The following is a 24021-nucleotide window of genomic DNA, read 5'->3' on the forward strand; positions in this document are numbered from 1 at the left end:
CCCGGGCGCCGTCGCACGCAACGAAGCTCTGCGAGCCTCAAAGTACCTGGGTCGCGCTATCTGGCGACGATGGAGCGGTTATCACCGCAGGAGCCGTGTCGAGTCCAGGATGAACTGCATCAAGCTGCTTGGTCAGTCACTGATGGCTCTAGACTTCGATCGCCAGGTCGTGGAATTGCAGGTCCGCATTGCCGTGCTGAACGGCTACACCGCGCTTGGCATACCCGTCACCGTGCCCGTAGAGTAAATCCGTCCGGGGAAAGGGGACGTCCGCCCCTTGGCTGATTTATGCAACAACGCCTATGGTCCTGCGCCTCACGTGATACCTTGCAACAGGCTGATCAGTTTCTGCGAGTCGCTTTCGCCGAGCTGCCGTTGAATGCTGGCATCCTGATCTTCGATCTCACGCCGGATCTGCATCATGCGCTTGCGCCCAAGTGCGGTGGTCAGCACGTTGATCTTGCGATGATCGCTCTGGGCGACCTGGCGATGGACCAAACCGTCCGAGACCATGCGGTCAACCAGTTTGGTCAGCGCCGGCGGGTTCATCAGCACGATCTCGGCCAATTCGCCCATGGTAAAGCGTTGACCCGATTCCAACGCTTCGAGCAGGCGCCACGCCTCGATCTGGATGCCGTGCCCGCGCAGCCGAGCATTGAGAGAGGCATTGATCCTGCGATGCGCGGCAGCCAGCGCATAGGACAACTGGTTGGTCATTGGTCTGTCGGGCTGATCCATGGGGCACTCGCTCGGTCTTTTGCCAGAATTTAATTGACTTGGAAAATAAATTCAAATGCAATGTGCGAATTCCCTGTCCGCGTGGAGGGGCGTGATCGACATGAACAGGTTTGCTGCCGAACTTTTCGTTCCGACCGAGCTGGCCGAGTTACGTGACGGCCCAATGGCCGCCTCACGCAGCAGCTATCGCATCGCCTTGCTGATCCCGCTTTGCGGGGCGGCCGGACTGTGGGCGCCGTCTTGCATCTCCAGCGCCCAGGCGGCGGTTGAGGAACTGAACCGCGGCCACGGGCTGAACGGGCGCAAGGTGCAGCTGATCATGATCGACGCCGCACAGGAATCGAGCCTGCCGATCGAGGAAACCGTCAATGACCTGATCGAAAGCCGGTCGATAGATGCCATCGTGGGGATGCATATCAGCGCGATCCGCCAGCGGCTGAGCAAGGTGGTGCGCCAGCGCATCCCCTATATCTACACGCCGCTTTACGAGGGTGGGGAGACGACCGCCGGGCTGTTTGCCATCGGCGAGACGCCGGACGAACAGCTGGGCCCGTCGATGGAATTGATGCAAAGCCAGTACCGCCCGAAAAGCTGGGCCCTGATCGGCAACGATTATGTCTGGCCACGGATGTCGCATCTGAATGCAAAGGCCAAGCTGAAGCAATTGGCGGTCAACCTCGCCTATGAGAAATACCTGCCCTTTGGGCTGAGCAACATGGCGCGGCATGTCGATGATATCGCCATGTCAGGCGCCGAGGCGGTGCTGATATCGCTGGTCGGACAGGACGCGGTTGCGTTCAACAGGGCCTTTGGCGCGGCCGGACTGCACGACCGGATCGTGCGCCTGTCCTGTGCGGTCGACGAAAACGCTCTGTTGGCCAGTGGTGCGCGCAACAGCAAGCGGATGTTCGTGGCGTCCTCCTATTTCGCATCGCTGCCGACCGAGGCGAATGCCGCCTTCAAAGAGGTTTACTACGGGCTTCACGGCGACCAGGCGCCGGTGCTGAACGCGCTGGGGCAATCGACCTATGAGGGCGTACATTTCCTGGCCGGATTGCTGCAGGAACAGCCTAGGACATGGCAGAACAAAAGCCACGGTGCCATCCCGCCAGTGATTCACCGCAGTGCGCGCCAACGCCAGGGGACAGCCCGCCCGAACCGCGCACAGATCTATCTGGCCAGAGCCGATGGGTTGAAATTTGAGGTCATTAACTCATTCTAAAACAAAATCTTAGGCGAAAACATTTTCCATTTCAATTTTTTACTTGAATTGGAAAATAAAATCTCTCACCGTTCAGGTAACAATTTCCGGCGTCCGTCGTGAGGTCAGGAAAACTGTATAACCGGGGAGAGAAACCGTGCTCTGGATCGCCATTCTGGTGCTTGCCGTACTTGTCCTGCTTGTCGGCATCTGGTTCCTGCAACGCTATTACGCCAAATCGACGCTCGACAGCGCACTGGTGCGCACCGGATTGGGTGGACGGAGGGTGGTGATCGATGGCGGCTGCATCGCGCTGCCGATCCTGCACCGGGTGCAGCGGGTGTCGATGGGAACGCTGAATTTCCGAGTTTCCCGCACCGGCCGCGATGCGGTTCTGACGCGCGACCAGATGCGCGCCGATCTAAGCTTTGATTGCGAATTGCGGGTGGCGCCGACCGAAGAGGGGATCGCCACGGCGGCGCAGGCCCTCGGCCACCGGATTGCCCGTGGGACGGACGGGCTCGAGGATGTGATGTCAGGTACGCTGGTCAATGCGATCCAGAACGCGGCAGCAACGCGCAGCCTTGCTGAGATTCACCTCGATCGGGCGGGGTTTGCCGCCGACGTGGCTGCGGCGATCGAGACACAGGCGGCAAGGCAGGGCCTGATGCTCGTGTCGGTCTCTCTCATTCATGTCGATCAGAGTGATCTGACCCAGTGGAACGAGAACAACGCCTTTAACGCGCAAGGGATGCGGCGTCTGGCCGAACTGGTGGCCGACCAGCGCAAGGCCCGCGTCAAGGTCGAGACCGAGGCTGATATCGCTGTACGTGAAAGCCAGCTCGCGCAGCATCAGCGGGCGCTGGAGCTGAAACGGGCCGAGCGCGAGGCCGAAGTGGCGCAGCAGGAATATCTGGTCAAGCTCGAAGCAGAGGCGAAATCGCGCGAGGAACAGGCCCGCGACGTCGCGCGGCTGGTGGCCGAGACCGCAAGGATCGCAAACGACGGGCGGGTAAAGACCAGCCAGGTCGAAAATGATGAGGCGCTGCGCAAGGCCGAGATGGCGGCGATCCTGTCGCTGGAGGAGGTCAAGATCGCCAACGGCATCCAGCTGGCCCGCAGGCGCGCCGAAGAGGCCGAGGCCAAGGCCGCCGAAGAAGAGGCGCGAGCCAAGGTGCTGCTGGCGGCCGAGCATGTGCAGGCCCAAAAGGAACGCGCCCAGGCCGAACGCGAGCGCGAGATTTCCCGGCTGAAACAGGAAAAGGACAGCGAGTTGGAGGAGGCCCGCGTCAAGCGAGAGGTCGACACCCTGTTGTCGCGCGCTCAGGCCGAGGCGACAGCGGCGACCAAGACGGCCGAGGCCGAGCGGACCCGGATGGAAGCTGAAGCTGCCGGCCGCATGGCGCTGAACTCGGCCGAGAACACGCTGTCGGATGCTGTAATCCGGATGCGGCTGGAAGAACGCAAGCTCGACCGCATGCCCGAGATCATGACCCAGATGATGAAGCCGGTGGAGAAGATCGACTCGATCCGCATCAACCAGATTGGCGGTATGGGTGGAGGCGGAACCGGAGAGGGCGGCGTGGACGGCGCCTTTGGTGCGGCGATGGACCAGATTTTGGGCATGGCGGTGCGGCTGCCTGCGATGAAACAGATGGGCGAGGAAATCGGCCTGGATTTCGACGCCAATCTGGCCGGACGGACGGCGGACTACGCCAACCGGATCAAGGGCAAGACCGGCGAACGCCCGAGCCAGCGCGAAATCGAACGCGACGACCGTGACAACGGCAAATGAAGCAAGGACGCGGAATACATCCGCGCATGACACCAAGACAGACAACACGGAGGTAAATGGGATGACACTTAACAGACGGAAATTCCTGGGCGCGACGGCGGCGATGACGGGTGCGGCAATGTTACCTCGGGCGGTGCTGGCGGCCGACACGATCAAGCTCGGCTCGATCGTCGACACCTCGGGCATCTTCGACGCCTATGGCAAGCCGATGGACATGGCGCTGCGCCTGGCGGTGAACGAGATCAACGGCGCAGGCGGGCTGCTGGGCCGCAAGATCGAGGTGATGGCCTATGACACCCAGTCGGACATGGCGCTGTATTCACAATACGCCCAACAGCTGACCCGTCAGGACAAGGTCGATGTGGTGCATGGCGGCATCCTCAGCGCCTCGCGCGAGGCGATCCGCCAGACCATGCGCAAGACCGGGACGCTCTATTTCTACAACGTCCAGTATGAGGGTGGCGTCTGCGACCGCAACATCTTCTGCAATGGTCTCACCCCCGCGCAGCAGGCCGAGGTGCTAGTGCCTTGGGCGATGAAAGAGGCGGGCGGCAAAAAGGTTTATACGCTGGCCGCCGACTATAACTATGGTCAGATCACCGCGCGGTGGATCGAGAAATACGTGCGCGATGCCGGGGGCGAGGTGCTTTCGACCGATTTCTTCCCGCTTGACGTGGCCGATTTCGGGGCGACCATCGCCAAGATCCAGACCGCCGCGCCCGATCTGGTGATCGCACCGCTGGTGGGCGGCGCGCATCTGAGCTTCTTCCGGCAATGGGCGGCCTCGGGGATGAAGGACAAGATCCCGCTGGCCTCGACCACGCTGGGCGTCGGCAACGAACACAAGGTGCTGACCCCCGAAGAGGGCAATGGCATCATGGTGGCCTATTCCTATAGCCAGGACCTCGACACACCAGCCAACACCGCCTTCAAGGAGCGATGGAGCGCTGCCTATGGCGATCCCAGCGCGCTGCACGAACTGGCAATCTCGACCTATTACGGTGTTCACACCTGGGCCAAGGGCGTGGAGATGGCCGGCTCGGTCGAGCGTGACGCGGTTGTTGCGGCGCTGGAAACGGGCGTGTCGTTTGATGGACCGGCGGGAAAATACACCGTCGATCCCAAGACGCACCACGCCACCGTCGACGTGCATCTGATGAAGTTCAAGGACCAGAAGATGGACGTGGTTGAAACCCTGTCTCAGCGCCCGCCGATTGACACCCAGACGGTGTGCGATCTGGAGGCCAACCCGGACGACAACACCCAATACGAAATCCAGATCTGACGTTTCTGCGGATCTGAGGCGGGGCGGCATGTGCCACCTCGCCCCCTAACTCCCCTCCGGTGCCTGCGCCGGGGGACAGCCCCTGCACGCGCGAAGAGAACGAAAGACAAGATGGACCTTTCATTCGTCATACTGGTGGAGATGCTTTACGCCGTCGCCTCGCTCATCCTCATCGGGGCGGGGCTGGCGGTAGTTTTCGGCATGATGAAGGTGATCAACCTGGCGCATGGCGAATTCATGATGATGGGCGGCTATGCCACCATCACCGCCGTGAACCTAGGCGTGAACGTCTTTGTCGCCATGTTGGTCATCGCGCCGCTGATCGTGGGCCTCATCGGACTGGTTGTCGAGCGACTGGTGATCCGGCACCTATATGGAAGGCTGGTCGACACCATGCTGGCGACATGGGGGCTTAGCCTGTTCTTCATCGGCATGACCACGATGATATTTGGCAATACCACCACCGGGATTTCAACGCCGATCCCCGGTTTCGCGGTCGGCGGTTACCAGATCAACGGCTACAACTTCTTCATCATCGTGGTGTCGGTGCTGCTGCTGATCGGCATTCTTGCCGTACTCAAGACTACCCGCGCCGGGCTGGTGGCGCGGGGGGCAATGCAACGCGCCGATATGGCGGCGTCGCTGGGTTACAGCCCCGACCGGATCTATATGGCGACATTCTTCTGCGGCTCGGCGCTTTCTGGTCTGGCGGGCGCGGTGCTGGCGCCACTGGTCGGCCTGGTGCCGACATCAGGCGGGGCCTATATCGCCAAGGCCTTTATTACCGTCATCGCGGGCGGGCCGTCGCTGGTGGCCGGCCTGCTGTCGAGCGCCGGGTTCTTCGGCATCGTGAGCCAGGTCTTTACCTTTGCCATATCGCCGGTGATCGGCGAGGTCGCGTTGCTGGTGGCGGCTGTCATCCTGCTGCGCCTGCTGCCGCAGGGCATCACCGGGCGCTTCCTGAAGGGGAGGCTGTGATGACCGGCAGCCTGTCGCGCGACGTGATCCTGACGATCCTCGTTTCGGCCATCCTGATCTGGATCATGCCGCTGATGATCGCGACCTATACACTCACGGTGCTGGTGATCTACGGCATGCTGGGTTTGAGCCTGGGGCTGATCTGGGGCTTTGGCGGCATTCTGTGTTTTGGCCAGGCGGCGTTTTTCGGGCTCGGCGCCTATACCTATGCGATTGCCGCGATCAACATCGGCGAAAGCACGGTGCCGATGATCCTGGCCGTGCTGGTGCCTGCGGTCTTTGCCGCCCTGTTGGGCGCGATGATGTTCTATGGGCGGCTCACGGATGTCTATCTGGGTGTGATCACGCTGGTGGTGACGCTCATCCTCTTCAAGTTCATGAACTCTACCGCCGGGCCGCAATACGTGATTGGCAAGGCGCGGATGGGCGGGTTCAACGGCATTCCCGGCTTTCAGACATTGAACGTGCCGGGTGACCCGTCGGCCTTTATCTGGGGCGACGCCTATTTCTATGTCTGCGCGGTGGCGCTGGCGATTGTCTTTGTGCTTGTCTCGGCACTGCTCAGGTCGAGCTTTGGGCGCGTCGCGGTCGGCATCCGCGAGAATGAGACCCGGATCGCGCTGATGGGCTATGACGTGCGGGCGCGCAAGACGGCGCTGTTTGCCGTGGGCGCGGCGATTGCCGGGCTGGCGGGTGCGCTGTTCGCCAACTGGGGCGAGATCGTCACGCCGAATCTCTTTTCCCTGAGCCAATCGGCCGAGATCATCATCTGGTGCATCGTCGGGGGCCTGGGTACCCGGTTGGGGCCGATCCTGGGGGCGGCTGGGTTGGCCTATCTCAAGTTCCTGCTGGGACAGCAAAGCATGATCGACAACACATTGATCATGGGGCTGATCCTGGTTCTCTTCGTGCTGTTCCTGCCGCGCGGGATCGTGCCGGCGCTGGCCTCGCTCTGGCGGATCAGCTTTGGCCGCCGCCCGCTGGGACGCATCCATCAGGTCCGCCGGACCCGCAACCGGGAGCGGCTCAATGGCTGAGATCGTTCTGGAAACCCAGGCGCTGACCATGCGCTTTGGCGGGGTAACCGCCGCCGACAACGTGAATTTCAAGCTGCGCGCGCGCGAACTGCGGTGCCTGATCGGGCCCAATGGCGCGGGCAAATCGACCTTTTTCAAATGCGTGACCGGCCTGCAAACCCCGACCGAAGGTCAGGTGTTCATGCGCGGGCATGAAACCACCCACTGGATGCCGCATCAGATCGCCTCGCTGGGGGTGGGCATCAAGATGCAGACGCCCAGCGTGATGGATAACCTGAATGTCTTCGAGAATATCTGGCTGGCGGCCCGGCGGTTTTATCCCTCCGACGAGGCAGGCCGGAAGACCACCGAGATGATCGAGCGGCTGGCACTGGGATCAATTGCCCGCAGTAACCTGGGCCAGCTTGCGCATGGCGAGCGGCAGCGGGTTGAACTGGGCCTGGTGGCGGTGGCCGACCCGTGGCTTGTGCTGCTCGACGAACCGGCGGCGGGGATGAGCGCCGAGGACGTGGACAGGATGACCGATATCATCCGCGAACTGAACAAGACCGCCGCGATCGTTATCGTCGAGCATGATATGCAATTCATCCGCTCGATCGCGGAACAGGTGACGGTGTTCCACCAGGGCGCGGTGCTGATGGAGGATCATGTGGACCGGGTGATGGCCGATCCACAGGTGCGCAATGTCTATCTGGGAAAGAAGGCCTGAGATGGCGGAAGACGTAACCATGACGCTGGAGGTCAAGGGCTTGTCCGGGGGCTATGGAAAGGTGCCGATCCTGCACGGCATCGACTTTGCCGTCGCCGAGGGCGAGGTGGTAGGCATTCTGGGCCACAACGGCATGGGCAAGACCACGCTCTTGAAAACGCTGATGGGGTTCTTGCCCGCGACGTCGGGCAGCGTGCGGTTCCATGCCGCCGAGATCACTCGCATGGCACCCTATGAACGCGCCGGGCTGGGGTTGGGCTATGTGCCGCAGGGGCGCGGGATTTTCCCGCAGCTTTCGGTGCGCGACAACCTGCGCTTTGCCTGGCACGATTATTCCGGCGCCTCGGAACAGGACGTGATGGAAAGCGTGCTGGCCGATTTCCCGCGCCTGCGCCCGCTGTTGGATCGCGACGGTGGCGCGCTGTCGGGAGGCGAACAGCAGTTGCTGGCGCTGGCGCGCTGCCTCATGGGCGATCCGGATTTCCTGCTATTGGACGAGCCGACCGAGGGCATCCAGCCCTCGATCATCGAGGAAATGGCCGAAACCCTGCTGAAACTGCGCCGCAGTCGGGGCTTTTCGGTGCTGCTTGTGGAACAGAACTTCGATTTCATCGCCGATCTCAGCGACCGGGTTCTGGTGCTGGAACGAGGCCGGATCGCGGGCGAATTGAGCCGCGCCGAACTGAGTGATCAGAGCAAGGTGGATCAGTTCCTTGGCTTTGGTGCAGCCCGGTCGACACGGGCACAGGGTACGGTCACCAGATCCGCCCCGCCATCGTCGCCGCGATCCGTAGCCGAGATGCCCTCGTTCCCGGCTGGCACCGGGCCGCGCCGCGACCCGGCCAAACCACAAACCCATATCACCTCAGCGGGGACCGCAATGAGTATCAGACGCCCTACGCTTGCCCAGATGCGGGCCATGGCAGACCGTTTCCGGATGAGCCTGTCGGATCAGGACCTGATGGAATACACCCAGATCATCGAACCCTATATGCAGGCCTATGACCGGCTCGACGCGATGCCCGATTACTTGCCCGAGGTGCGCTATCCACGGTCTCCCGGGCATTTCCCGGACTTGTCGGAGAACCCGCTGAATGCATGGTATGTGAAGACCGAGGTGCGCGGCGCGCCCGATGGGCCACTGCGCGGCAAGCGGATCGCGATAAAGGATACTATCTGTCTGGCCGGGGTGCCGATGATGAACGGCTCGTCGATCATGGAGGGCTATACGCCCGAGATCGACGCAACCATTGTCACCCGGATGCTGGATGCCGGCGCGGTGATCGCCGGAAAGGCGCATTGCGAGAACTTCTGCCTGTCGGGCGGGTCGCATACCAACGCCAAGGGCCCGGTCCACAACCCGTGGAAGCGCGGCTACATGGCGGGGGGATCATCCAGCGGCTCGGCGGCCTTGGTGGCGGCGGGCGAGGTCGACATGGCCATCGCCGGGGACCAGGGCGGGTCCATCCGCATCCCGTCGTCCAACTGCGGGGTCTATGGCATGAAGCCGACCCATGGGCTGGTGCCCTATACCGGTGCGATGCCGATCGAACAGACGATCGACCACCTTGGCCCGGTAACCAACAACGTGGCGGACAATGCGCTTTTGCTGGAGGTGCTGGCCGGGGAAGACGGGCTTGACCCGCGGCAATACAAGCCAAAGGTCTACCGCTATACCGAGGCACTGGGCCGAGGGGCGCAGGGGATGCGGATCGGCGTGTTGAAAGAGGGCTTTGCCCATCCCAATTCCGAGCTGGACGTGAACCAGAAGGTCATGCAAGCCGCCGAGCGGTTCCGCGAACTGGGCGCACGGGTCGAAGAGGTGTCGATCCCCGAGCACTATACCGCGATGGATGCCTGGACCGCGATCACGCTCGAAGGGCTCCAGGACCTGATGATGTGGGGCAACTCGACCGGCACCAACTATCGCGGCCTGTTCCTGCCATCCATGACGGATCACATGGCGCAATGGCGCAACCGTGCCGACGAGCTGAGCCATTCGCTGAAGGCCTGCATGTTCGTGGGCGAGCATTTCCAGAGCCAGTATCGCGGGCGGTTCTATGGCAAGGGTCAGAATATCATGCGCAAGGTGAACGAGCGCTACCTTGCTGCGCTGAAACAATACGACCTGCTGCTGATGCCGACCCTGCCGATCAAACCGCAGGAGATCCCGCCGCCCGACTGCTCGATCAGCCTTTATGTTCAGCGGGCATTCGAGATGGTTCCCAATACCGCGCCGTTCAATGGCGGCCTGCCCGCTATGAGCGTGCCCTGCGGGCTGAGCGAAGGGCTGCCTATCGGGATGATGCTCGTGGCGGCGAATTACGGCGAGATGAAGATTTATCAGGCGGCACATGCCTTTGAGCAAAGCGGCGATTGGCGTGCCATGTGACCAGACGGGGTGATACTGACTCATCCGGGCCATTCAAGGGAGGCGGAGAATGTCGATCCTGAGCGAAAGTCTATCCAGCCGGATTTCCGGCTGGGATACAACCACCGAAGTGGGGCCTGAAACGCTCGCCCCTCAGGGCGGGATGTCCTATGTCCGGGGGCCGTCGAGCCCGCCGCTGACCTATATCACCATCCCGCAGCTGCTGCGCGAGGCGGTGTCGCGCTTTGGCCCGCGCGAGGCGATGGTGTTTTGCGAGCAGGGCAAAAGGCTGAACTATTACGACCTGGACCGGGCGGTGGATGAACTGGCCTCGGGTCTGCTGGCCCTGGGGCTGGAGAAGGGCGACCGGGTCGGCATCTGGTCGCCTAACCGGTTCGAGTGGGTGCTGACGCAATTCGCCACGGCGCGGATCGGGGCGATCATGGTGAACATCAACCCGGCCTACCGGTTGGCCGAGCTGGAGTATGCGCTCAACAAGGTGGGCTGCAAGGCGCTGATCTGTGCCCGGGCGTTCAAGACATCGGATTACGTGGGCATGGTTCGGCACCTGGCGCCCGAGCTGGAGAGCTGCGCGCCGGGGCGGCTGCATTCGGCCAAGTTGCCACATTTGCGCAGCGTCGTGGTGATGGGCGAGGAGCCGGTTGCCGGCACCTTTTCCTTCGAAGCGCTGCGCCGGTTGGGCGGGCCGGCCCAGCTGTTGCGCCTGCCGACGGTCGACCGGACGCTCAACCCCGACGACGCGATCAACATCCAGTTCACCTCGGGCACCACCGGCAGCCCCAAGGGCGCGACGCTCTCGCACTACAACATCGTCAACAACGCTCGCTTCGTGACCGGGCGGATCAACCTGACCGAGACCGACCGGCTCGCCATTCCGGTGCCGCTTTACCACTGTTTCGGCATGGTCATGGGCGTGATGGGGGCGATCAGCAAGGGGGCCGCCATGGTGTTTCCGGGCGAAGGGTTCGACCCGGTGGCAACGCTCGATGCACTGGAGCGGGAGCACTGCACCGCCGCTTATGGCGTGCCGACAATGTTCGTCGCCATGCTCGAGGCGTTGGAAGCCCGCCCGCGCGATCTGAGCGCGATGCGGACGGGTATCATGGCCGGGGCGCCGTGCCCCATCGAGTTGATGCGGCGGGTCAATTCCAAGATGAACATGAGTGAGGTCACAATCTGTTATGGCATGACCGAAACCTCGCCGGTGTCATTCCAAAGTTTCGTCAACGATCCGATCGACAAGCGTTGCGAAACGGTGGGCCGCGTGCATCCGCATCTCGAGGTCAAGCTGGTCGGGCCGGATGGCGATATCGTTGCCGTGGGCGAAAAGGGAGAGCTGTGCACCCGCGGCTATTCGGTGATGAAAGGGTATTGGGACGATGCGGCCAAGAGCGCCGAGAGCATCACGGACGGCTGGATGCATACCGGCGATCTGGCGGTGTTCGATGACGAGGGGTTCTGCACAATCGTCGGGCGGGTGAAGGACATGATCATCCGCGGAGGCGAGAACATCTATCCGCGCGAGATCGAGGAATTCCTGATCCGCCATCCCAAGGTCAGCGATGTGCAGGTGTTCGGCATCCCCGACGAGAAGTTCGGCGAAGAGGTTTGCGCCTGGGCCACGGCCCGGCCCGGAGAGGCGCTGAATGCCCAAGAGTTGCGGGCGTTCTGCCAGGGCCAGATCGCACACTACAAGATCCCCCGCCATTTCCGCGTGGTCGAGGAGATGCCGATGACGATCACCGGCAAGGTGCAGAAATTCGTGATGCGAGAAAAGACAATGGAGGAACTTCGGCATTCGCGCTAAGACCAGCCCGGTGCGACATTGGACCTCTGAATTGTCGGAAATCGGCGACCCCTCAAGGCCGGGTCGCCAAACACCTTCCCGATAGCACCCTCGGCCCAGGTAACTGATCGGGTCAGTATATGCCGCCATCCGTGCCGGACAACCGAGCCTTGGATGACATTCAGGGATCTATGCAAACCATGCGCATGATGGTTTCGATGTTGAAGGCCAACCGTTCCTCCAATGCCTCTGGTGCCATCAGATCGCGCTGGAAAACGATGGAGCCTGTAAATCGGTTGGTCAGGTAATAATACCCGATGGCCGCGATCGTGATGTTGAGTTGTACGGGATCGATCCCGGGGCGGAATGTGCCTTCCTCCACGCCCCGATCCAGGAGCGCGCCGACCATACCGACAAACCGTTTGAACAGATTCTCGATCTTGTCCGACTTCTTGAGATGGCGCGCTTTGTGGAGGTTCTCGCTGTTTACCAAAGTGATGAACTCAGGGTTTTTCAGGTAGTATTCCCAGGTGAACCTGATCAGCTTTTCAAGTGCCTCGCGGGCAGGAAGGTGCTCCAGCTCCAGGGCCTGTTCAGCGGTTCGGATGTCGGTATAGGCCTCTTCCAGAACGATTCGAAACAAGTCTTCCTTGTTACCGAAGTAGTGATAGATCATCCGCTTGTTGGCTTTAGCCCGGTCGGCGATTTCATCAACGCGGGCTCCACCCAGACCACTCTTGGCAAACTCCTTTTTCGCCGCCGCCAGGATCCGCGCTTGCGTTGCATCGGCATCGCGAACTTTCTTTGTTGTTTTCACTACCATGTCTCCACCGGGCCTTGTGACTTTCTCTATGCTTGATGTCCATTCTCGCCCGGTCAGTCAAAATCCGGTTCTCAAGCAGCACTTTATGCGACGACGCGTCTTTATCATAGGCTTGACGGAGTGATGCACAAAGAAGTAACTAGTTAGTGCGTTATTTGTCTTTTGGTCGCTGTCAGTCGGATTCTAACTGGTTTCAGTTTCCCTGGAACCGCAGGAATTTAGGCGGAGCAAAGCTGACACCACTCGGCCAAACCGTCTGCATCCACGACCGCATCATCGAGCGGTCGCACCACAAACCTGGCAGGGTTATCTATGATTGGCGCCATTATCTGGCGGTGATCCAGCGCAAACCCGGGGCCCTGCGCAATGGCGCGCCGTTCACGGAAATCCCGAAAACGTTGTCCTGATCGGCGGCCCTGGGGCGCGCAAAAGCCACATCCATTGCCCGGCAGGCTTTTGCGCAGCAATCTGCCAGGAGGGGCAACGGTCATCGGCGTTCAGGCTATCGAGCATCACAGATGCAAAGTGCGCTTCAACTCGACCGTGGAACTCGCCGATGCACTGGAACAGGAAAAGGCGCTCGGAAAGGCCGGCAGAATGACCGAGATGCTCACCAAGGTTGACTAGGTCATCCTCGACGAACTCGGCTATTTGCCGTTCAGTTCATCAGGCGGAGGCTCGATGCGTTTCCTGGATGTTGTCAATCGGCACGACGTTGGTAGACGGTGTCATGAAGGATGCGCTCCCATCACCGAAATCGCTTCCCTCACGCAGGACGCGCATTGGCCTGATCTTGAAGATCCATCAGACGCGCCATTAAATCATCGAAAGCGATTGCGTCTGACTCAAGCAATCCCGCTTCCTGCATTTTCCGGTAATCTTGGGCGACCGCCTTGTTCTCCATAGCCCTTGCAGCGACACCCACGGCCTGCAGGCGTTCAAGATCGTACCAGTGACGTGCGTAACGGTCGCCGCCTCGAAACGTGCCCCGCAGCTAATATGCTGGATTCACAAGATGAATCTCTCACAGGATTTGTGGAACAGAGCCGCTGCACATGTCGAGGTCCAATAGAGAAGTTTATTTTAATAATGTGGCTTCTTTGTTGTTTCTGTGTAACTACTGCGGGTCGCGCGAACCAGCGTGGATCGCCTTCGTGGCCAGCATCAGAAACTGTTCTTGTTCCGCCGGTTCGAGACCCGAGAGTATCTCCGACTGCAACTCTGCAACGATCGGCAATAATTCCTCATACGTCTTTCGGCCGTTGTTTGTGAGCCTGACCTCTCTTGCACGCCGGTCGGATTTGCTGACGGACCGCTCGACATAGCCCTTTTGTTCCAACCGGTCGATAACGCCTCCGATTGTCGCCTTGTCATAAGCGATCCTCGCCGCAACGCGCGCTTGGTCCAGTCCTGGATTCGCATGAATGGTGTCGAGTGCAGCGAACTGAACCGGTGTGAGGTCAAATCCCGCTTGCTGCATGCGATGCGTGAACACTTGGGTCGAAAGCTGGTTCAGTCGGCGGATCAAATGTCCTGCCATGCCAGTGACATTCATCTGTGGATACTCCTGAATGCGCGTTCCGATACGGCTATCACATATCGTTAGTACAACCGAAAAGGTATGTATGCATACCTTTTTTGATTCAATATAGTAAGTATATATACTATAGTTCGACGCGACACAGCACTCGGAGAAAACAATGCAGTACTATGTTGACGGGTTCAGACCCGGAGATCCGGATCTCAAGGCCCCCGCCCCCGGTCGAGAGCAACCCCACGGTGGTGCGGTGCCTCAGACAGTCGACGTGCTGATTGCCGGCTGCGGTCCTGCGGGGCTGTGCCTTGCGGCGCAACTTGCGGCCTTTCCCGGGATCACAACGATGATCGTCGAGCCAAAGCATGGCCCCATGGAAAAAGGACAGGCCGATGGCGTGAATGTGCGGTCGATGGAGATGTTCCAGGCCTTTGGCTTTGCCGACAAGGTCAAGCGCGAGGCCTACTGGGTGAACCAGACCACGTTCTGGAAGCCCGATCCCGCGAATACGGACCACATTTGCCGGGTCGGAATCGCGCAGGATGTGGCGGATGATCAGTCCGAGATGCCGCATACCATCGTCAATCAGGCGCGCATTCACCAGCTTTTCCTGGACGTGATGAAGAAATCCCCGACCCGGTTGGAGCCGCATTACGGGCTGCGGGTCGTGGATCTCGAAATCGACACGGGCACCGAAGATCACCCGGTGAGCGTCACGCTGGAACGGGTCAAGGAAGACGGCAGCGCGGGCGAAACGGTGACCGTTCGCGCGAACTACGTCGTTGGCTGCGACGGGGCACGCAGCAACGTGCGCAAGGCGATCGGTGGCAAACTGCATGGCGACGCCGCGCATCAGGCCTGGGGCGTGATGGACATTCTCGCGAATTCGGATTTCCCGGACCTGCGCCGCAAATGCCTGATCCAGTCGGCCCGCGAAGGCAACGTGCTGATCATCCCGCGCGAAGGCGGCTACCTGTTCCGGATGTATGTGGAACTCGATAAGCTCAACCCCGATGAACGCGTCGCGAACCGGAACCTGACGTCCGAACACATCATCGCGGCGGCGAACCGGATTATGCGGCCCTATACCGTGGACGTAAAGGAAGTGGTTTGGTGGTCGATCTACGAGATCGGGCACCGCCTGACGGACAAGTTCGATGACGTGCCGGAAGGCGAGACCACCACACGCAACCCCCGCGTCTTCACCGCGGGCGACGCCTGCCACACCCACAGCCCGAAGGCGGGTCAGGGCATGAACGTCTCGATGGGCGACACCTTCAATCTGGGCTGGAAACTGGCCCATGTGCTGACGGGCCGGTCCGATGCCAGCCTCTTGCACAGCTATTCCGCCGAACGGCTGGAAGAGGCTAAGCGTCTGGTTGAGACCGACCACAAATGGGCCCGTATCATGAGCGCGCCGCCTGGCAAGTCTGAGTTGGACGGCACCGACATGCCGCGCTTTCAGAAGCAGTTTATCGAAAACCTCGAATTCACCGGCGGACTGGCGGTAAAGTACGATCCCTCACGGATCATTGCCGAGCCCACTCATCAGCAGCTCGCGACGGGACAGATCCTTGGGAAACGCTTCCATTCCGCCCCGGTAATTCGGCTCTCAGACGCCAAACCCCTGCACCTTGGTCATGTGGCCGAGGCGGATGGCCGTTGGCGCCTCTATGCCTTTGCCGGGCAATATGACGTGGGCGCCCCCGGCGGGGCAATCGAAAGGCTGTGCGACTGGCTGGAAAACGACCCCGCCTCGCCCGTTCAGCGGTTCACGCGCAAAGATGAAGATATCGACGCCCTGATCGACTTGCGCGCCGTGTTCCAACAAGACTTCAAATCCCTGAACTATGAGGACATGCCCTCGCTGCTGCGACCCGCAAAAGGGCGTTACGGATTGCGTGACTTCGAGAAAGTCTTCTGCGTAGATCACAAGCTGGGCGATGATATCTACGACATGCGCGGAATCGACCGAACGAGCGGGTGCCTGATTGTCGTGCGGCCCGACCAGTATGTCGCACACATTCTGCCGCTGGATGCATTTGATGATCTGACCACGTTCTTTGACGGGATATTCGAACCGCAACACGGCGCATAAGCCGGAAAATAGTCCATTCGCACCGCGCTCTTCCTTGAGCGGGGCGCAATCCATTTTAGACGTTGAGGCGAGACCATGACCGATGTGCTTCTGTTGATGCTGCCCATTTTCACAATGATTGCCATTGGCAGTCTTTTCGTGTGGCGCGGGTGGTTTCCGGCAGAGGGTCTTGGTCGCCGCAACGCCCCTGATCGTGCGGGGGAACTTGGACAACCTGATGGTGGCGGCAGTGCCCGCCGTTGTCGCCGGCTCGACCGGGATCATGCGTGGGTTCTTCAACACAGACGGCGTTAAAGGCAGGTCAAGGATCGTTGCGTTAACCACTGGAGAGGTCATCGGGCGCGGCGTGGCGCAGAGGTTGTCAGAATGGCTGAGCGGGCGAAGCAGTTGAGGGCTTTGTGAGGTTTCCGGTTGCCTAGATCGCTGGATATTTCGAATGAACGCATGGGCAAATCAGTAGCTTATCCGTCGTCAACGATATGACACTAAGAGGCAAAGGTCTCGGCTGAAGACCGCTCACCGATTCCGAAGCTGCGGAATGCGCTTTTCGCTGAATGCAGTCAGACCTTCCTTACGATCTTCCGTCGCGACGGTTGCATAAAGCAAGCGTCGTTCAAGATGGATACCTTTCGCCAGATGAATCTCATAACCCTTGTTGACGGCTTCCTTGGCAAGCGTGACGATAGGAAGGGAGGAACCGGCGATGCGCGCGGCCATTTCGAGCACTGTGGCAATATGCTCGCCATCGGGAACCACACGTGCGACCAATCTTGCCTCACGGGCCTCTTCGGCAGTCGTTGACCGACCGATCAGGATCATATCCATGGCCAGAGCCTTGCTAACGACGCGGGTCCGTGGCTGAGTGCCTCCTGCGCCCGGAATCACGCCGATCGTTGTTTCCGGCAGCGCGATTCTCGCGCATTCGGCAGCAACGATAAGGTCGCACATCATTGCCAGTTCGCAGCCACCCCCAACGGCATGGCCCGACACTGCGGCAATTGTGGGCTTCCGTGCCGAAGCGACACGGATGCGTCCTCGCTGAGGATATTCTTCTGCGCGGGCACGGTCATTCCGGGGCCGGTAGTGGAACGCGCACCGTAGGTTCTGGGTGCACGGGTCATCTCGGCCTGGGGTATGACCGAGAACGGCGCGGTGACCACGGTCAAACTGGACGACCTCGACAACCAATCGGCGATTTCCGACGGCTGTCCGCCGCCCGGTGTCAAGCTTCTAATCCGCGATCCCGACGGCAAGCCCGTCGGGCCGGATATCGAAGGCGATATCTTTGTTCGCGCCTGCTCGGTCTTTGGCGGCTATCTCAAACGGTCCCACCTGAACGGAATGGATACCGAACACTGGTTCGAAACCGGCGACCCAGGCCGAGCTTTATAAGCATCCGGCCGTCGCCGCGGTTGCGGTCGTCGGCGCGCCGGACGAACGTCTCGGAGAGCGCGCCTGCGCCTTCGTCATCCCGAAGCCGGGGCAATCCCTGACCTTCGACGAGATGAAGACCTTTCTTCAGGGCCGCGGCGTGACCAAGAAATACTGGCCATCGCGGCTGGAACTGCGGGACAGCCTGCCGATGACGACCTCGGGCAAGATCCAGAAATTTGCGTTGCGCGAGGAACTACGCAGGGAAGCGGGGCTGCCCTAATAATGCGAGGCCGGCATTGACAGGTGTTAACGCGGGTTCTGCGGCGATGCAGCATGTTACGCGGGTAGGGAAGGGGCATCAAAAGGCACAGGTTTCCTGATGACTCGACATCGTAACGACCGAGGTCCGACATGATCGAAATATTCTGGTTTGGTTCTTCATTTTCCCGCTTATCGTCACCGCATCTGCCCGACCCTCTACCCGGCAAAGATGGATCTATCGCAGAGGCAGCGGATGGCGCGACGTGCCCAGATGCCGACGGTGCGAGTTGAGCCCTCTTCCATGGCGAAGCCCGACGAATGATGCCCCGAACATGGCTGTCTGTCCCGGCGACGGCAGCAAGCCGGGGGCAGCATAGCGTTCGCTAGAAAGGAGGGAGACACCGTACATGCCCGACAAGTCCAACGTCAAGAAACGGGCGGAGACGCTGCGCGAGGAGATTAATCGCCATGACCGGCTGTACTTTGTCGAAAACGAACCCGAGATCTCGGACCAGGAATACGACGCGCTTTTCTCGGAACTCAAGGCGCTGGAGGAGGCGCATCCCGACATCGTGACGCCGGAGTCTCCGACGCAGCGTGTCGGGGCAGCGCCGGAAAGCGAGCTTGGCAAGGTCGAGCACGTCGCTGTGATGCTGAGCCTCGATGCGGTGCGCGACACGGCCGAGATCGCGGATTTCCTCGACCGCGTGCGCAGGGCTGTGGGGCGCGCGGACGCCACGCTGGTGGCAGAGCCGAAATTCGATGGCCTGTCGATTGAAGTGGTCTATGAAGAGGGGAGGTTTTGCCGCGCCTCGACCCGTGGTGACGGGCAGAGAGGAGAGGATATTTCCCATACCTTGAGAACGGTTCGCGCCTTGCCTCTGAAGCTCGGAGATGCGGGAGAGTTGCTCTCGGAACTCGCCGTAAGAGGCGAGGCGATCCTGCCCAGGTCCAGCTTTCAGAAGATCAACAAGGCGCGCGTGGAGCGTGGAGACGAGCCCTTCGCCAACCCGCGCAATGCCGCGGCCGGCATTCTCCGCCGGCTCGACCCGTCGGAGGCAGCGGGCGTTCGCTTTGCCATCACCTTCTACGAGGCCACGGGGATCGATGCGCAAAAGGTTCCTGGCCAGTGGGAGCTGCTGCAGGTGCTGCGCGATCTCGGTCTTCCGGTGATAGGAGACAGGATGCGCTGCGGGACGTTCGAGGATGCCGTAGCCTTCCACGACGATATGCGGGATCGGCGCGAGGATCTAGATTACGAGATCGACGGCATCGTGCTGAAGCTCGATGCGCGCAAGGCGCGCGAAAAGCTCGGACAGCGCAGCCGGAGCCCCCGATGGGCGATCGCGTGGAAATTCCCGCCCAGAACCGGGGAAACACGGATCACGGATATCGTGGTGAGTGTTGGCCGCACCGGTGCCTTGACGCCGGTGGCGCTGCTTGATCCGGTGGATGTAGGCGGCGTGACGGTGGCGCGGGCGACGCTTCACAATATCGAGGAAGTGCACCGCAAGGATCTGCGTGTCGGCGATATGGTCCGGATCGAACGGGCCGGGGACGTGATACCCGAAGTGGCGGAACGTATTCCGAAACCAGGCGTAAAGCGGTCCGACCCCTTCGGGATGCCGCACCACTGCCCGTCCTGCGGGGCCGAAGTGGAGCGGCGGGGGCCGCTCAGCTATTGCCCGGCGGGCATTGCCTGCCCCGCTCAGCTTGCCGCGAAACTGTTCCATTACGGCGCGCGAGGATCCATGGATATCGAGGGGCTCGGGGAAAAAACCGCCGAACAGCTCGTCGAGCGGGGCATGGTTCAGGATGTTGCGGACCTCTATGATCTTTCCGCCGAGGACCTAGCCGCGCTCGACGGTTTCTCCGAGAAATCCGCGTGGGCGCTGCGCGAAGCCATCCATGCGCGCCGCGAGGTTCCACTCGACAGGTTCCTGCGCGCGCTCGGCATCCGTCATGTCGGCGCCGACGCGGCGCGCCGGCTCGCCGTGGCACGGGGTTCTCTCGCGGCGCTGAGAGCCGCGTCGGTGGCGGACCTTGGGGAAATTGGCGGCATCGGCGAGGAAACCGCGCAGAGCGTCGCGACATTCTTTGCCGAAAAGCGGAACCGGGATGCTGTGGCCCGGATACTGGACGCCGGGGTTTCGCCGCAACCCGTCGAACAGCGAAACCAGTCGCTGGGCGGCAAGACATTCGTTCTGACCGGTGCGCTTGAGAGATGGACGCGCGAGGAAGCGGCCGAGGAAATCGAGCGTCGCGGCGGGCGCGTGGCATCCAGCGTCAGCGGCAACACCGACTACATCGTCGTCGGCGCTGAACCCGGATCGAAGTGGGACGAGGCGAGGGAGAATGGTATCGACATGCTCGACGAGGACGCATTCGTAAGAATTCTGGGCTGAGGAGGCGGCTCAAGCAGATCGGGTTCTTCGACCGCTACAGGTATATCGAATGGCGACTTCTGCGCTGATCGCCGCCATGTCGAGTTTTGGCCTTGCGATGGAAGAGAGCGGCGCCGCCTCGTATCTTGCCCGGCATATCGTTTCATTGACCAAACCCTTTGATCCGGTCGTGGCAATGGCCGGTTTCATTCTTCTGACAATCCTGCTCACACAACAAATGTCGAATGCTGCCGCGGCGCTGACGGTGATTCCGGTCGCGTCGGCGGCGGCCTCGGGCTTGACCCGAGGATGCTCGCCATCCTCGTCACGCTCTCGGCCTCGCTGTCATTCATCTCGCCTTTGGAGCCCGCCTGCCTCCTGGTCTATGACGCCGGGCGGTACACGTTTCTGGACTAGATCCGAACGGGAACGCCGTTGACCCTTTTGAGTGTCGTCCTTCTTCTTATCCTGGTGACCCTGATCTGGTCATGATGCGGTCAGGTCGCCGCGGGAATAACGAGTGCTAATGCATGCCCTGCGTCAAGCCGCCACTCTGCTCTTGCAAGACCGCAGGCGAGCGAACCGATAACCGCCTTGCGGGAAGCTGTCGCTTCGCCGGAACCGATCTTGGAAAACTGATGAGAGAAAGGGAAAGAAATCACAGAAACGCGGGCCCAGCCAAATCAAAAGACGGAAATCTCTGCGCCCGTCTATGAAAGGGCATGGACACCGTTCTGGACACTTCGCAACGAAATCGACGGTCCCTTCGATGATTTCTTTCGAACCGGATGGGGTGGATGGTCCCCTGTGGGCCGTCGCGCCTCCGCTCCGGTGGTGCATGCGGCCGCTGCGGTCCCAACGCTCGACGTAATCGACAAGGAAAACGAGGTGAAGCTCATGGCCGATCTGCCGGGACTCACCGAAAAGGACAACGACGTACAGGTCACCGACAGTAGGCTGACGATCAGCGGCGAGAAGAGGGAAGAGATCGAGGAAGGCGGCAAGGAAGGAGAGCGGTATGTCTCCGAACGCCGGTTCGGCAGCTTCATGCGGCGCATTGCACTTCCCGAAGGGATCGATCAGGACAAGATCGATGCCTCGTTCAGGAACGGCGTTCTGACGGTGCATCTTCCGAAGACGCCCGAAGCCCAGCACCCGGCCCGCAAGATCGAGGTCAGGGGCGTCGCGTGACCTGAAGACTTCCGTCGGGACCCTGGACCTTGACGGAGTCCTGCGAAACACCATGAGAAAGGAGATACCGCAATAAGACCCGATGGTGATGTGAAACGCGACCTCCTGTCCGAGTTGCAATGGGAGCCGCGCGTTAGCGAAACGGAAATTGGTGTGGCCGTGCGGGATGGCGCCGTCACCCTTACCGGGCATGTGCCTTCATACCTGGAAAAACTGGCGGCCGTCCGTGCCGCACGCCGGGTGTCCGGCGTGCTCGCCATCGCAGATGTAATCGAGGATGCCGCCTGGAGCACACCGGGCGTCATTGATGTCAGGCACAACCTGCGCTTCGCCTGATATTGACACTATCCGCCGCGCCACGGTTGGCAAGGCGATCTCCTCGTCCCTTATCGGCACGGCATGGAAAGCGGGAGTGAAGACGGAGCAATTGCCGGAAAGCGTTAGTCCCTTTCCTCTCCCCCGGCTGGCAACCAGACGTGGAACAGCGCCCCGCCTTCGGGCCGGTTGCGGGCGGTGATGATCCCGCCCGCCCGCTGGATCAATGTCTGGCTGATCGACAGGCCCAGACCCGTGCCTTCGCCTCTCTTGGTGGTGAAGAACGGATCGAAAAGATGTTCCAATACCGCGTCCGGCAGGCCGGCGCCAGTATCGGCGACCGTAAGCGCGACGCCCGGAATCCCATCGCGGTCTTCCTGTCGAAGCGTCAGCGCAAGCTGGCCTTCCTTGCCCATCGCCTGCACGGCGTTGGTCACGAGGTTGATGACGACCTGCTGCAATTCCCCGGCGGCGATCCGCACCGGAGGTACGGTGCCGAACTGGGTCAGCGCGATGATCTCGGTCCGTGATAAAAGGTGGTCGACCAGCACGAGGCAATCCCTGACCAGCGGCACCGGGTCCACCTGTCCGATCTCGTCGGAGTATTCGTCGGGCCGGGCGAATTGCAGCAGCTTGCCGACAATCTCGCCGATCCGGCCCACCTGCCGGTCGATCAGGTCCAGTTCGGTCTTCAGCGGCGCCGCCGCCTCGCCAAGCGTCATGCGGATCACGTCCACATTGCCTTGGATAACCGCGACGGGGTTGTTGATCTCGTGCGCGACACCGGCTGTGATCTCGCCGATGGAGGCCAGTTTCTCGCTCATCACGAGTTGGCGGAAGGTCTCTTCCAGCTTGGCGTTGGCCTCGCGCAGTTCGCCTGTGCGTTCCTCGACCCGCTGGTTCAGTTCCTCGGCCCAGGCACGCAGGCGGGCGTCCCGGTCCTGCACCTGGTCGAGCAGATCGTCCAGATGACCGGATACCTGCCCGATCTCGTCGCGCCATCCCACGTCCCCGTTGCGCGCGGACAAATCGCCCTCACCCACCTTGCGCATCGTCTGGGTCATGCGCTCCAGCGGCGCGAAGATGCTGCGCGCCTGCCAGAGGAAGACAGGGACCGAGGCCGCCACCACAAGCGCGAAAGCGCCCAGCATCCAAAGGTAGGCGGCGCGCTTCTCGGCGGTGAAGGGCGCCTCGATGAAACCGACATAAAGCATCCCCACGCGTTCGCCGAAACTGTCGGTCAGTGGCAGGTAGCCCGAGATGTACCAGTCGTTCACCACGAATGCCCGGGCGAGCCAGGTCTCCCCTTGTCCGAGTACCGAATTGCGCACCACCGCGGAAACGCGCGTTCCCAAGGCGCGCACATCCTCGAAAAGCCGCACATTGGTCGAGATGCGGACATCGTCGAGAAACAGCGTCGCCGTGCCCTGCCGATCGCCCCCGGTGATGGCGTTGAGGTAGACGAGCGCGTTGACCCTGTCGATGAAATCGAGATTGCGGTTCAGAAGGATGCCCCCGACCAGCACACCGTCAAAGCCATCGAGCCTTACGGGTGCGGCGGAATGCACGACCATGCCGCGATCCTCGACGGCGCGGTCGGTCGGCACGGCGGCATCGGTCGGGATCAACTCGATCCGCGCACGTTCAGCAAGTGTTCCCGGAAGGCCCGTCAATGTCTCGGGATCGAAGATGTCGATCTCGGCCAGGGCGATCCCGTCCAACGCCTGCGCCACCACGGGCCAGCGTATGGCGGTGTCGCGCGCCGCGGTCGCAGGCAGGTAGTAGAGGAAATCGAGCCCAAGCGCCTCCCGCTTCTGGTGGAAGAAAGGCCCGGCCGCGGCCCCTTCATCTGCAAGAACGCGCGCGAATTCCGCCGACTCCGCTACGCCCGCCAGGTCGTCGCGAGTCTCGGTCATCAGGCGGGAAAGGTATTGTTCGGCGATGCGCAGGTCGCTTTCAACGTTGGCGATCAGCAGTTCATCGTAATCCGCCGTCCACCGCGTCATGCCGAGCATCAGCATCAACGGCATGAGGACCGCAAACGGCGCAAGCACCAGGACCAGCAATCGAAGACGAACGGATTTCATCAGCTTTCTCCAAGACACGGCACGGCAATGGGA

At 61.2% G+C, this 24021-nt stretch carries 21 protein-coding genes and 2 pseudogenes; 17 read left to right on the plus strand and 6 right to left on the minus strand.

Annotated features, from left to right (window positions below; translation table 11 throughout):
* A pseudogene (locus BLT75_RS20950) lies at window positions 1–247 on the plus strand (IS5/IS1182 family transposase); the annotation flags it as partial.
* A 68-nt stretch (window positions 248–315) separates the two neighbouring features.
* Here the strand turns inward: BLT75_RS20950 and BLT75_RS20955 are convergent.
* Window positions 316–738 (minus strand): MarR family winged helix-turn-helix transcriptional regulator, encoded by a 423-nt coding sequence (locus BLT75_RS20955; protein ID WP_093036760.1) that lies wholly within the window; start codon window positions 736–738, stop codon window positions 316–318.
* 100 nt (window positions 739–838) lie between these two features.
* Between BLT75_RS20955 and BLT75_RS20960 the strand changes: the two genes are divergently transcribed.
* From BLT75_RS20960 to BLT75_RS20995, 8 genes are all read left to right on the plus strand, one after another.
* Window positions 839–1960, plus strand: a complete 1122-nt coding sequence (locus BLT75_RS20960; protein ID WP_245706606.1) for a substrate-binding domain-containing protein — start codon at window positions 839–841, stop codon at window positions 1958–1960.
* Window positions 1961–2096: 136 nt separating this feature from the next.
* A complete protein-coding gene (locus BLT75_RS20965; protein WP_093036763.1) occupies window positions 2097–3734 on the plus strand; it encodes a flotillin domain-containing protein in 1638 nt (545 codons plus the stop codon).
* A gap of 61 nt (window positions 3735–3795) precedes the next feature.
* Window positions 3796–5019: an urea ABC transporter substrate-binding protein gene (locus tag BLT75_RS20970; protein ID WP_093036766.1), complete on the plus strand. Its 1224-nt coding sequence runs from the start codon at window positions 3796–3798 to the stop codon at window positions 5017–5019.
* 111 nt (window positions 5020–5130) lie between these two features.
* On the plus strand, window positions 5131–5997 hold the full coding sequence (locus BLT75_RS20975) for an ABC transporter permease subunit (protein WP_093036769.1): 867 nt from the start codon (window positions 5131–5133) through the stop codon (window positions 5995–5997).
* Window positions 5997–7034 carry a branched-chain amino acid ABC transporter permease gene (locus BLT75_RS20980; protein ID WP_093036772.1) on the plus strand — a complete coding sequence of 346 codons (1038 nt, stop codon included), beginning with the start codon at window positions 5997–5999 and terminating at the stop codon, window positions 7032–7034. The genes BLT75_RS20975 and BLT75_RS20980 overlap by 1 nt, the downstream gene beginning before the upstream one ends.
* Window positions 7027–7743 carry an ATP-binding cassette domain-containing protein gene (locus BLT75_RS20985; RefSeq protein WP_093036775.1) on the plus strand — a complete coding sequence of 239 codons (717 nt, stop codon included), beginning with the start codon at window positions 7027–7029 and terminating at the stop codon, window positions 7741–7743. Before BLT75_RS20980 ends, BLT75_RS20985 begins: the two co-directional genes overlap by 8 nt.
* Before the next feature lies 1 nt (window position 7744).
* Window positions 7745–10135 carry an amidase gene (locus BLT75_RS20990; protein ID WP_093036778.1) on the plus strand — a complete coding sequence of 797 codons (2391 nt, stop codon included), beginning with the start codon at window positions 7745–7747 and terminating at the stop codon, window positions 10133–10135.
* Between the two features lie 49 nt (window positions 10136–10184).
* Window positions 10185–11942, plus strand: a complete 1758-nt coding sequence (locus BLT75_RS20995) for an AMP-binding protein (RefSeq protein ID WP_093036781.1) — start codon at window positions 10185–10187, stop codon at window positions 11940–11942.
* Between the two features lie 160 nt (window positions 11943–12102).
* On the opposite strand, the gene BLT75_RS21000 is transcribed toward BLT75_RS20995, so the two are convergent.
* Window positions 12103–12738: a TetR/AcrR family transcriptional regulator gene (locus BLT75_RS21000; protein WP_245706607.1), complete on the minus strand. Its 636-nt coding sequence runs from the start codon at window positions 12736–12738 to the stop codon at window positions 12103–12105.
* Window positions 12739–13138: 400 nt separating this feature from the next.
* On the opposite strand from BLT75_RS21000, the pseudogene BLT75_RS21010 reads away from it, so the two are divergent.
* Window positions 13139–13368: pseudogene (locus BLT75_RS21010) on the plus strand (ATP-binding protein); the annotation flags it as partial.
* A gap of 142 nt (window positions 13369–13510) precedes the next feature.
* On the opposite strand, the gene BLT75_RS24480 reads toward BLT75_RS21010, so the two are convergent.
* Window positions 13511–13648, minus strand: coding sequence for a hypothetical protein (locus BLT75_RS24480; RefSeq protein ID WP_176828157.1), 138 nt, complete (start codon window positions 13646–13648; stop codon window positions 13511–13513).
* A 213-nt stretch (window positions 13649–13861) separates the two neighbouring features.
* Window positions 13862–14299, minus strand: a complete 438-nt coding sequence (locus tag BLT75_RS21015; RefSeq protein ID WP_093036790.1) for a MarR family winged helix-turn-helix transcriptional regulator — start codon at window positions 14297–14299, stop codon at window positions 13862–13864.
* A gap of 145 nt (window positions 14300–14444) precedes the next feature.
* Between BLT75_RS21015 and BLT75_RS21020 the strand changes: the two genes are divergently transcribed.
* Window positions 14445–16376 carry an FAD-binding monooxygenase gene (locus BLT75_RS21020; RefSeq protein WP_093036793.1) on the plus strand — a complete coding sequence of 644 codons (1932 nt, stop codon included), beginning with the start codon at window positions 14445–14447 and terminating at the stop codon, window positions 16374–16376.
* 516 nt (window positions 16377–16892) lie between these two features.
* Here BLT75_RS21020 and BLT75_RS21030 read toward each other — a convergent pair.
* On the minus strand, window positions 16893–17366 hold the full coding sequence (locus BLT75_RS21030) for an enoyl-CoA hydratase-related protein (protein ID WP_245706608.1): 474 nt from the start codon (window positions 17364–17366) through the stop codon (window positions 16893–16895).
* Between the two features lie 144 nt (window positions 17367–17510).
* Between BLT75_RS21030 and BLT75_RS21035 the strand changes: the two genes are divergently transcribed.
* The 6 genes from BLT75_RS21035 to BLT75_RS21055 all read left to right on the plus strand — a co-directional run bounded on the left by BLT75_RS21035 (window position 17511) and on the right by BLT75_RS21055 (window position 21922).
* Entirely contained in the window at window positions 17511–17768 is a 258-nt protein-coding gene (locus tag BLT75_RS21035) for an AMP-binding protein (RefSeq protein WP_093036796.1), read from the plus strand.
* Entirely contained in the window at window positions 17722–18030 is a 309-nt protein-coding gene (locus BLT75_RS21040; protein ID WP_093036799.1) for an AMP-binding enzyme, read from the plus strand. Before BLT75_RS21035 ends, BLT75_RS21040 begins: the two co-directional genes overlap by 47 nt.
* A gap of 388 nt (window positions 18031–18418) precedes the next feature.
* Window positions 18419–20416 (plus strand): NAD-dependent DNA ligase LigA, encoded by a 1998-nt coding sequence (gene ligA / locus BLT75_RS21045; protein ID WP_093036802.1) that lies wholly within the window; start codon window positions 18419–18421, stop codon window positions 20414–20416.
* Window positions 20417–20465: 49 nt separating this feature from the next.
* Window positions 20466–20834, plus strand: coding sequence for an SLC13 family permease (locus tag BLT75_RS24185; protein WP_143028617.1), 369 nt, complete (start codon window positions 20466–20468; stop codon window positions 20832–20834).
* A gap of 368 nt (window positions 20835–21202) precedes the next feature.
* Complete coding sequence (locus tag BLT75_RS21050; protein ID WP_093036805.1) at window positions 21203–21586, plus strand: Hsp20/alpha crystallin family protein; 384 nt, start codon at window positions 21203–21205, stop codon at window positions 21584–21586.
* A 90-nt stretch (window positions 21587–21676) separates the two neighbouring features.
* Window positions 21677–21922: a BON domain-containing protein gene (locus BLT75_RS21055; protein WP_218128985.1), complete on the plus strand. Its 246-nt coding sequence runs from the start codon at window positions 21677–21679 to the stop codon at window positions 21920–21922.
* Between the two features lie 104 nt (window positions 21923–22026).
* On the opposite strand, the gene BLT75_RS21060 is transcribed toward BLT75_RS21055, so the two are convergent.
* Entirely contained in the window at window positions 22027–23988 is a 1962-nt protein-coding gene (locus tag BLT75_RS21060; RefSeq protein WP_093036811.1) for a sensor histidine kinase, read from the minus strand.
* Window positions 23989–24021: the final 33 nt, after the last annotated feature.

Origin of the sequence: Ruegeria marina (genome assembly GCF_900101475.1) — a bacterium.
GTDB classification, from domain to species: Bacteria; Pseudomonadota; Alphaproteobacteria; order Rhodobacterales; family Rhodobacteraceae; genus Ruegeria_B; species Ruegeria_B marina.

Bases quoted from the DNA above. Each gene is read 5' to 3' on its own strand.
- ligA (WP_093036802.1), top strand. From the start codon at position 18,419: ATGCCCGACAAGTCCAACGTCAAGAAACGGGCGGAGACGCTGCGCGAG.
- BLT75_RS20990 (WP_093036778.1), top strand. From the start codon at position 7,745: ATGGCGGAAGACGTAACCATGACGCTGGAGGTCAAGGGCTTGTCCGGG.
- BLT75_RS20985 (WP_093036775.1), top strand. From the start codon at position 7,027: ATGGCTGAGATCGTTCTGGAAACCCAGGCGCTGACCATGCGCTTTGGC.
- BLT75_RS20970 (WP_093036766.1), top strand. From the start codon at position 3,796: ATGACACTTAACAGACGGAAATTCCTGGGCGCGACGGCGGCGATGACG.
- BLT75_RS21060 (WP_093036811.1), bottom strand. From the start codon at position 23,988: ATGAAATCCGTTCGTCTTCGATTGCTGGTCCTGGTGCTTGCGCCGTTT.
- BLT75_RS24480 (WP_176828157.1), bottom strand. From the start codon at position 13,648: ATGGAGAACAAGGCGGTCGCCCAAGATTACCGGAAAATGCAGGAAGCG.
- BLT75_RS20980 (WP_093036772.1), top strand. From the start codon at position 5,997: ATGACCGGCAGCCTGTCGCGCGACGTGATCCTGACGATCCTCGTTTCG.
- BLT75_RS20995 (WP_093036781.1), top strand. From the start codon at position 10,185: ATGTCGATCCTGAGCGAAAGTCTATCCAGCCGGATTTCCGGCTGGGAT.
- BLT75_RS20960 (WP_245706606.1), top strand. From the start codon at position 839: ATGAACAGGTTTGCTGCCGAACTTTTCGTTCCGACCGAGCTGGCCGAG.
- BLT75_RS20975 (WP_093036769.1), top strand. From the start codon at position 5,131: ATGGACCTTTCATTCGTCATACTGGTGGAGATGCTTTACGCCGTCGCC.
- BLT75_RS21020 (WP_093036793.1), top strand. From the start codon at position 14,445: ATGCAGTACTATGTTGACGGGTTCAGACCCGGAGATCCGGATCTCAAG.
- BLT75_RS24185 (WP_143028617.1), top strand. From the start codon at position 20,466: ATGGCGACTTCTGCGCTGATCGCCGCCATGTCGAGTTTTGGCCTTGCG.
- BLT75_RS21035 (WP_093036796.1), top strand. From the start codon at position 17,511: ATGACCGAGAACGGCGCGGTGACCACGGTCAAACTGGACGACCTCGAC.
- BLT75_RS21015 (WP_093036790.1), bottom strand. From the start codon at position 14,299: ATGAATGTCACTGGCATGGCAGGACATTTGATCCGCCGACTGAACCAG.
- BLT75_RS20955 (WP_093036760.1), bottom strand. From the start codon at position 738: ATGGATCAGCCCGACAGACCAATGACCAACCAGTTGTCCTATGCGCTG.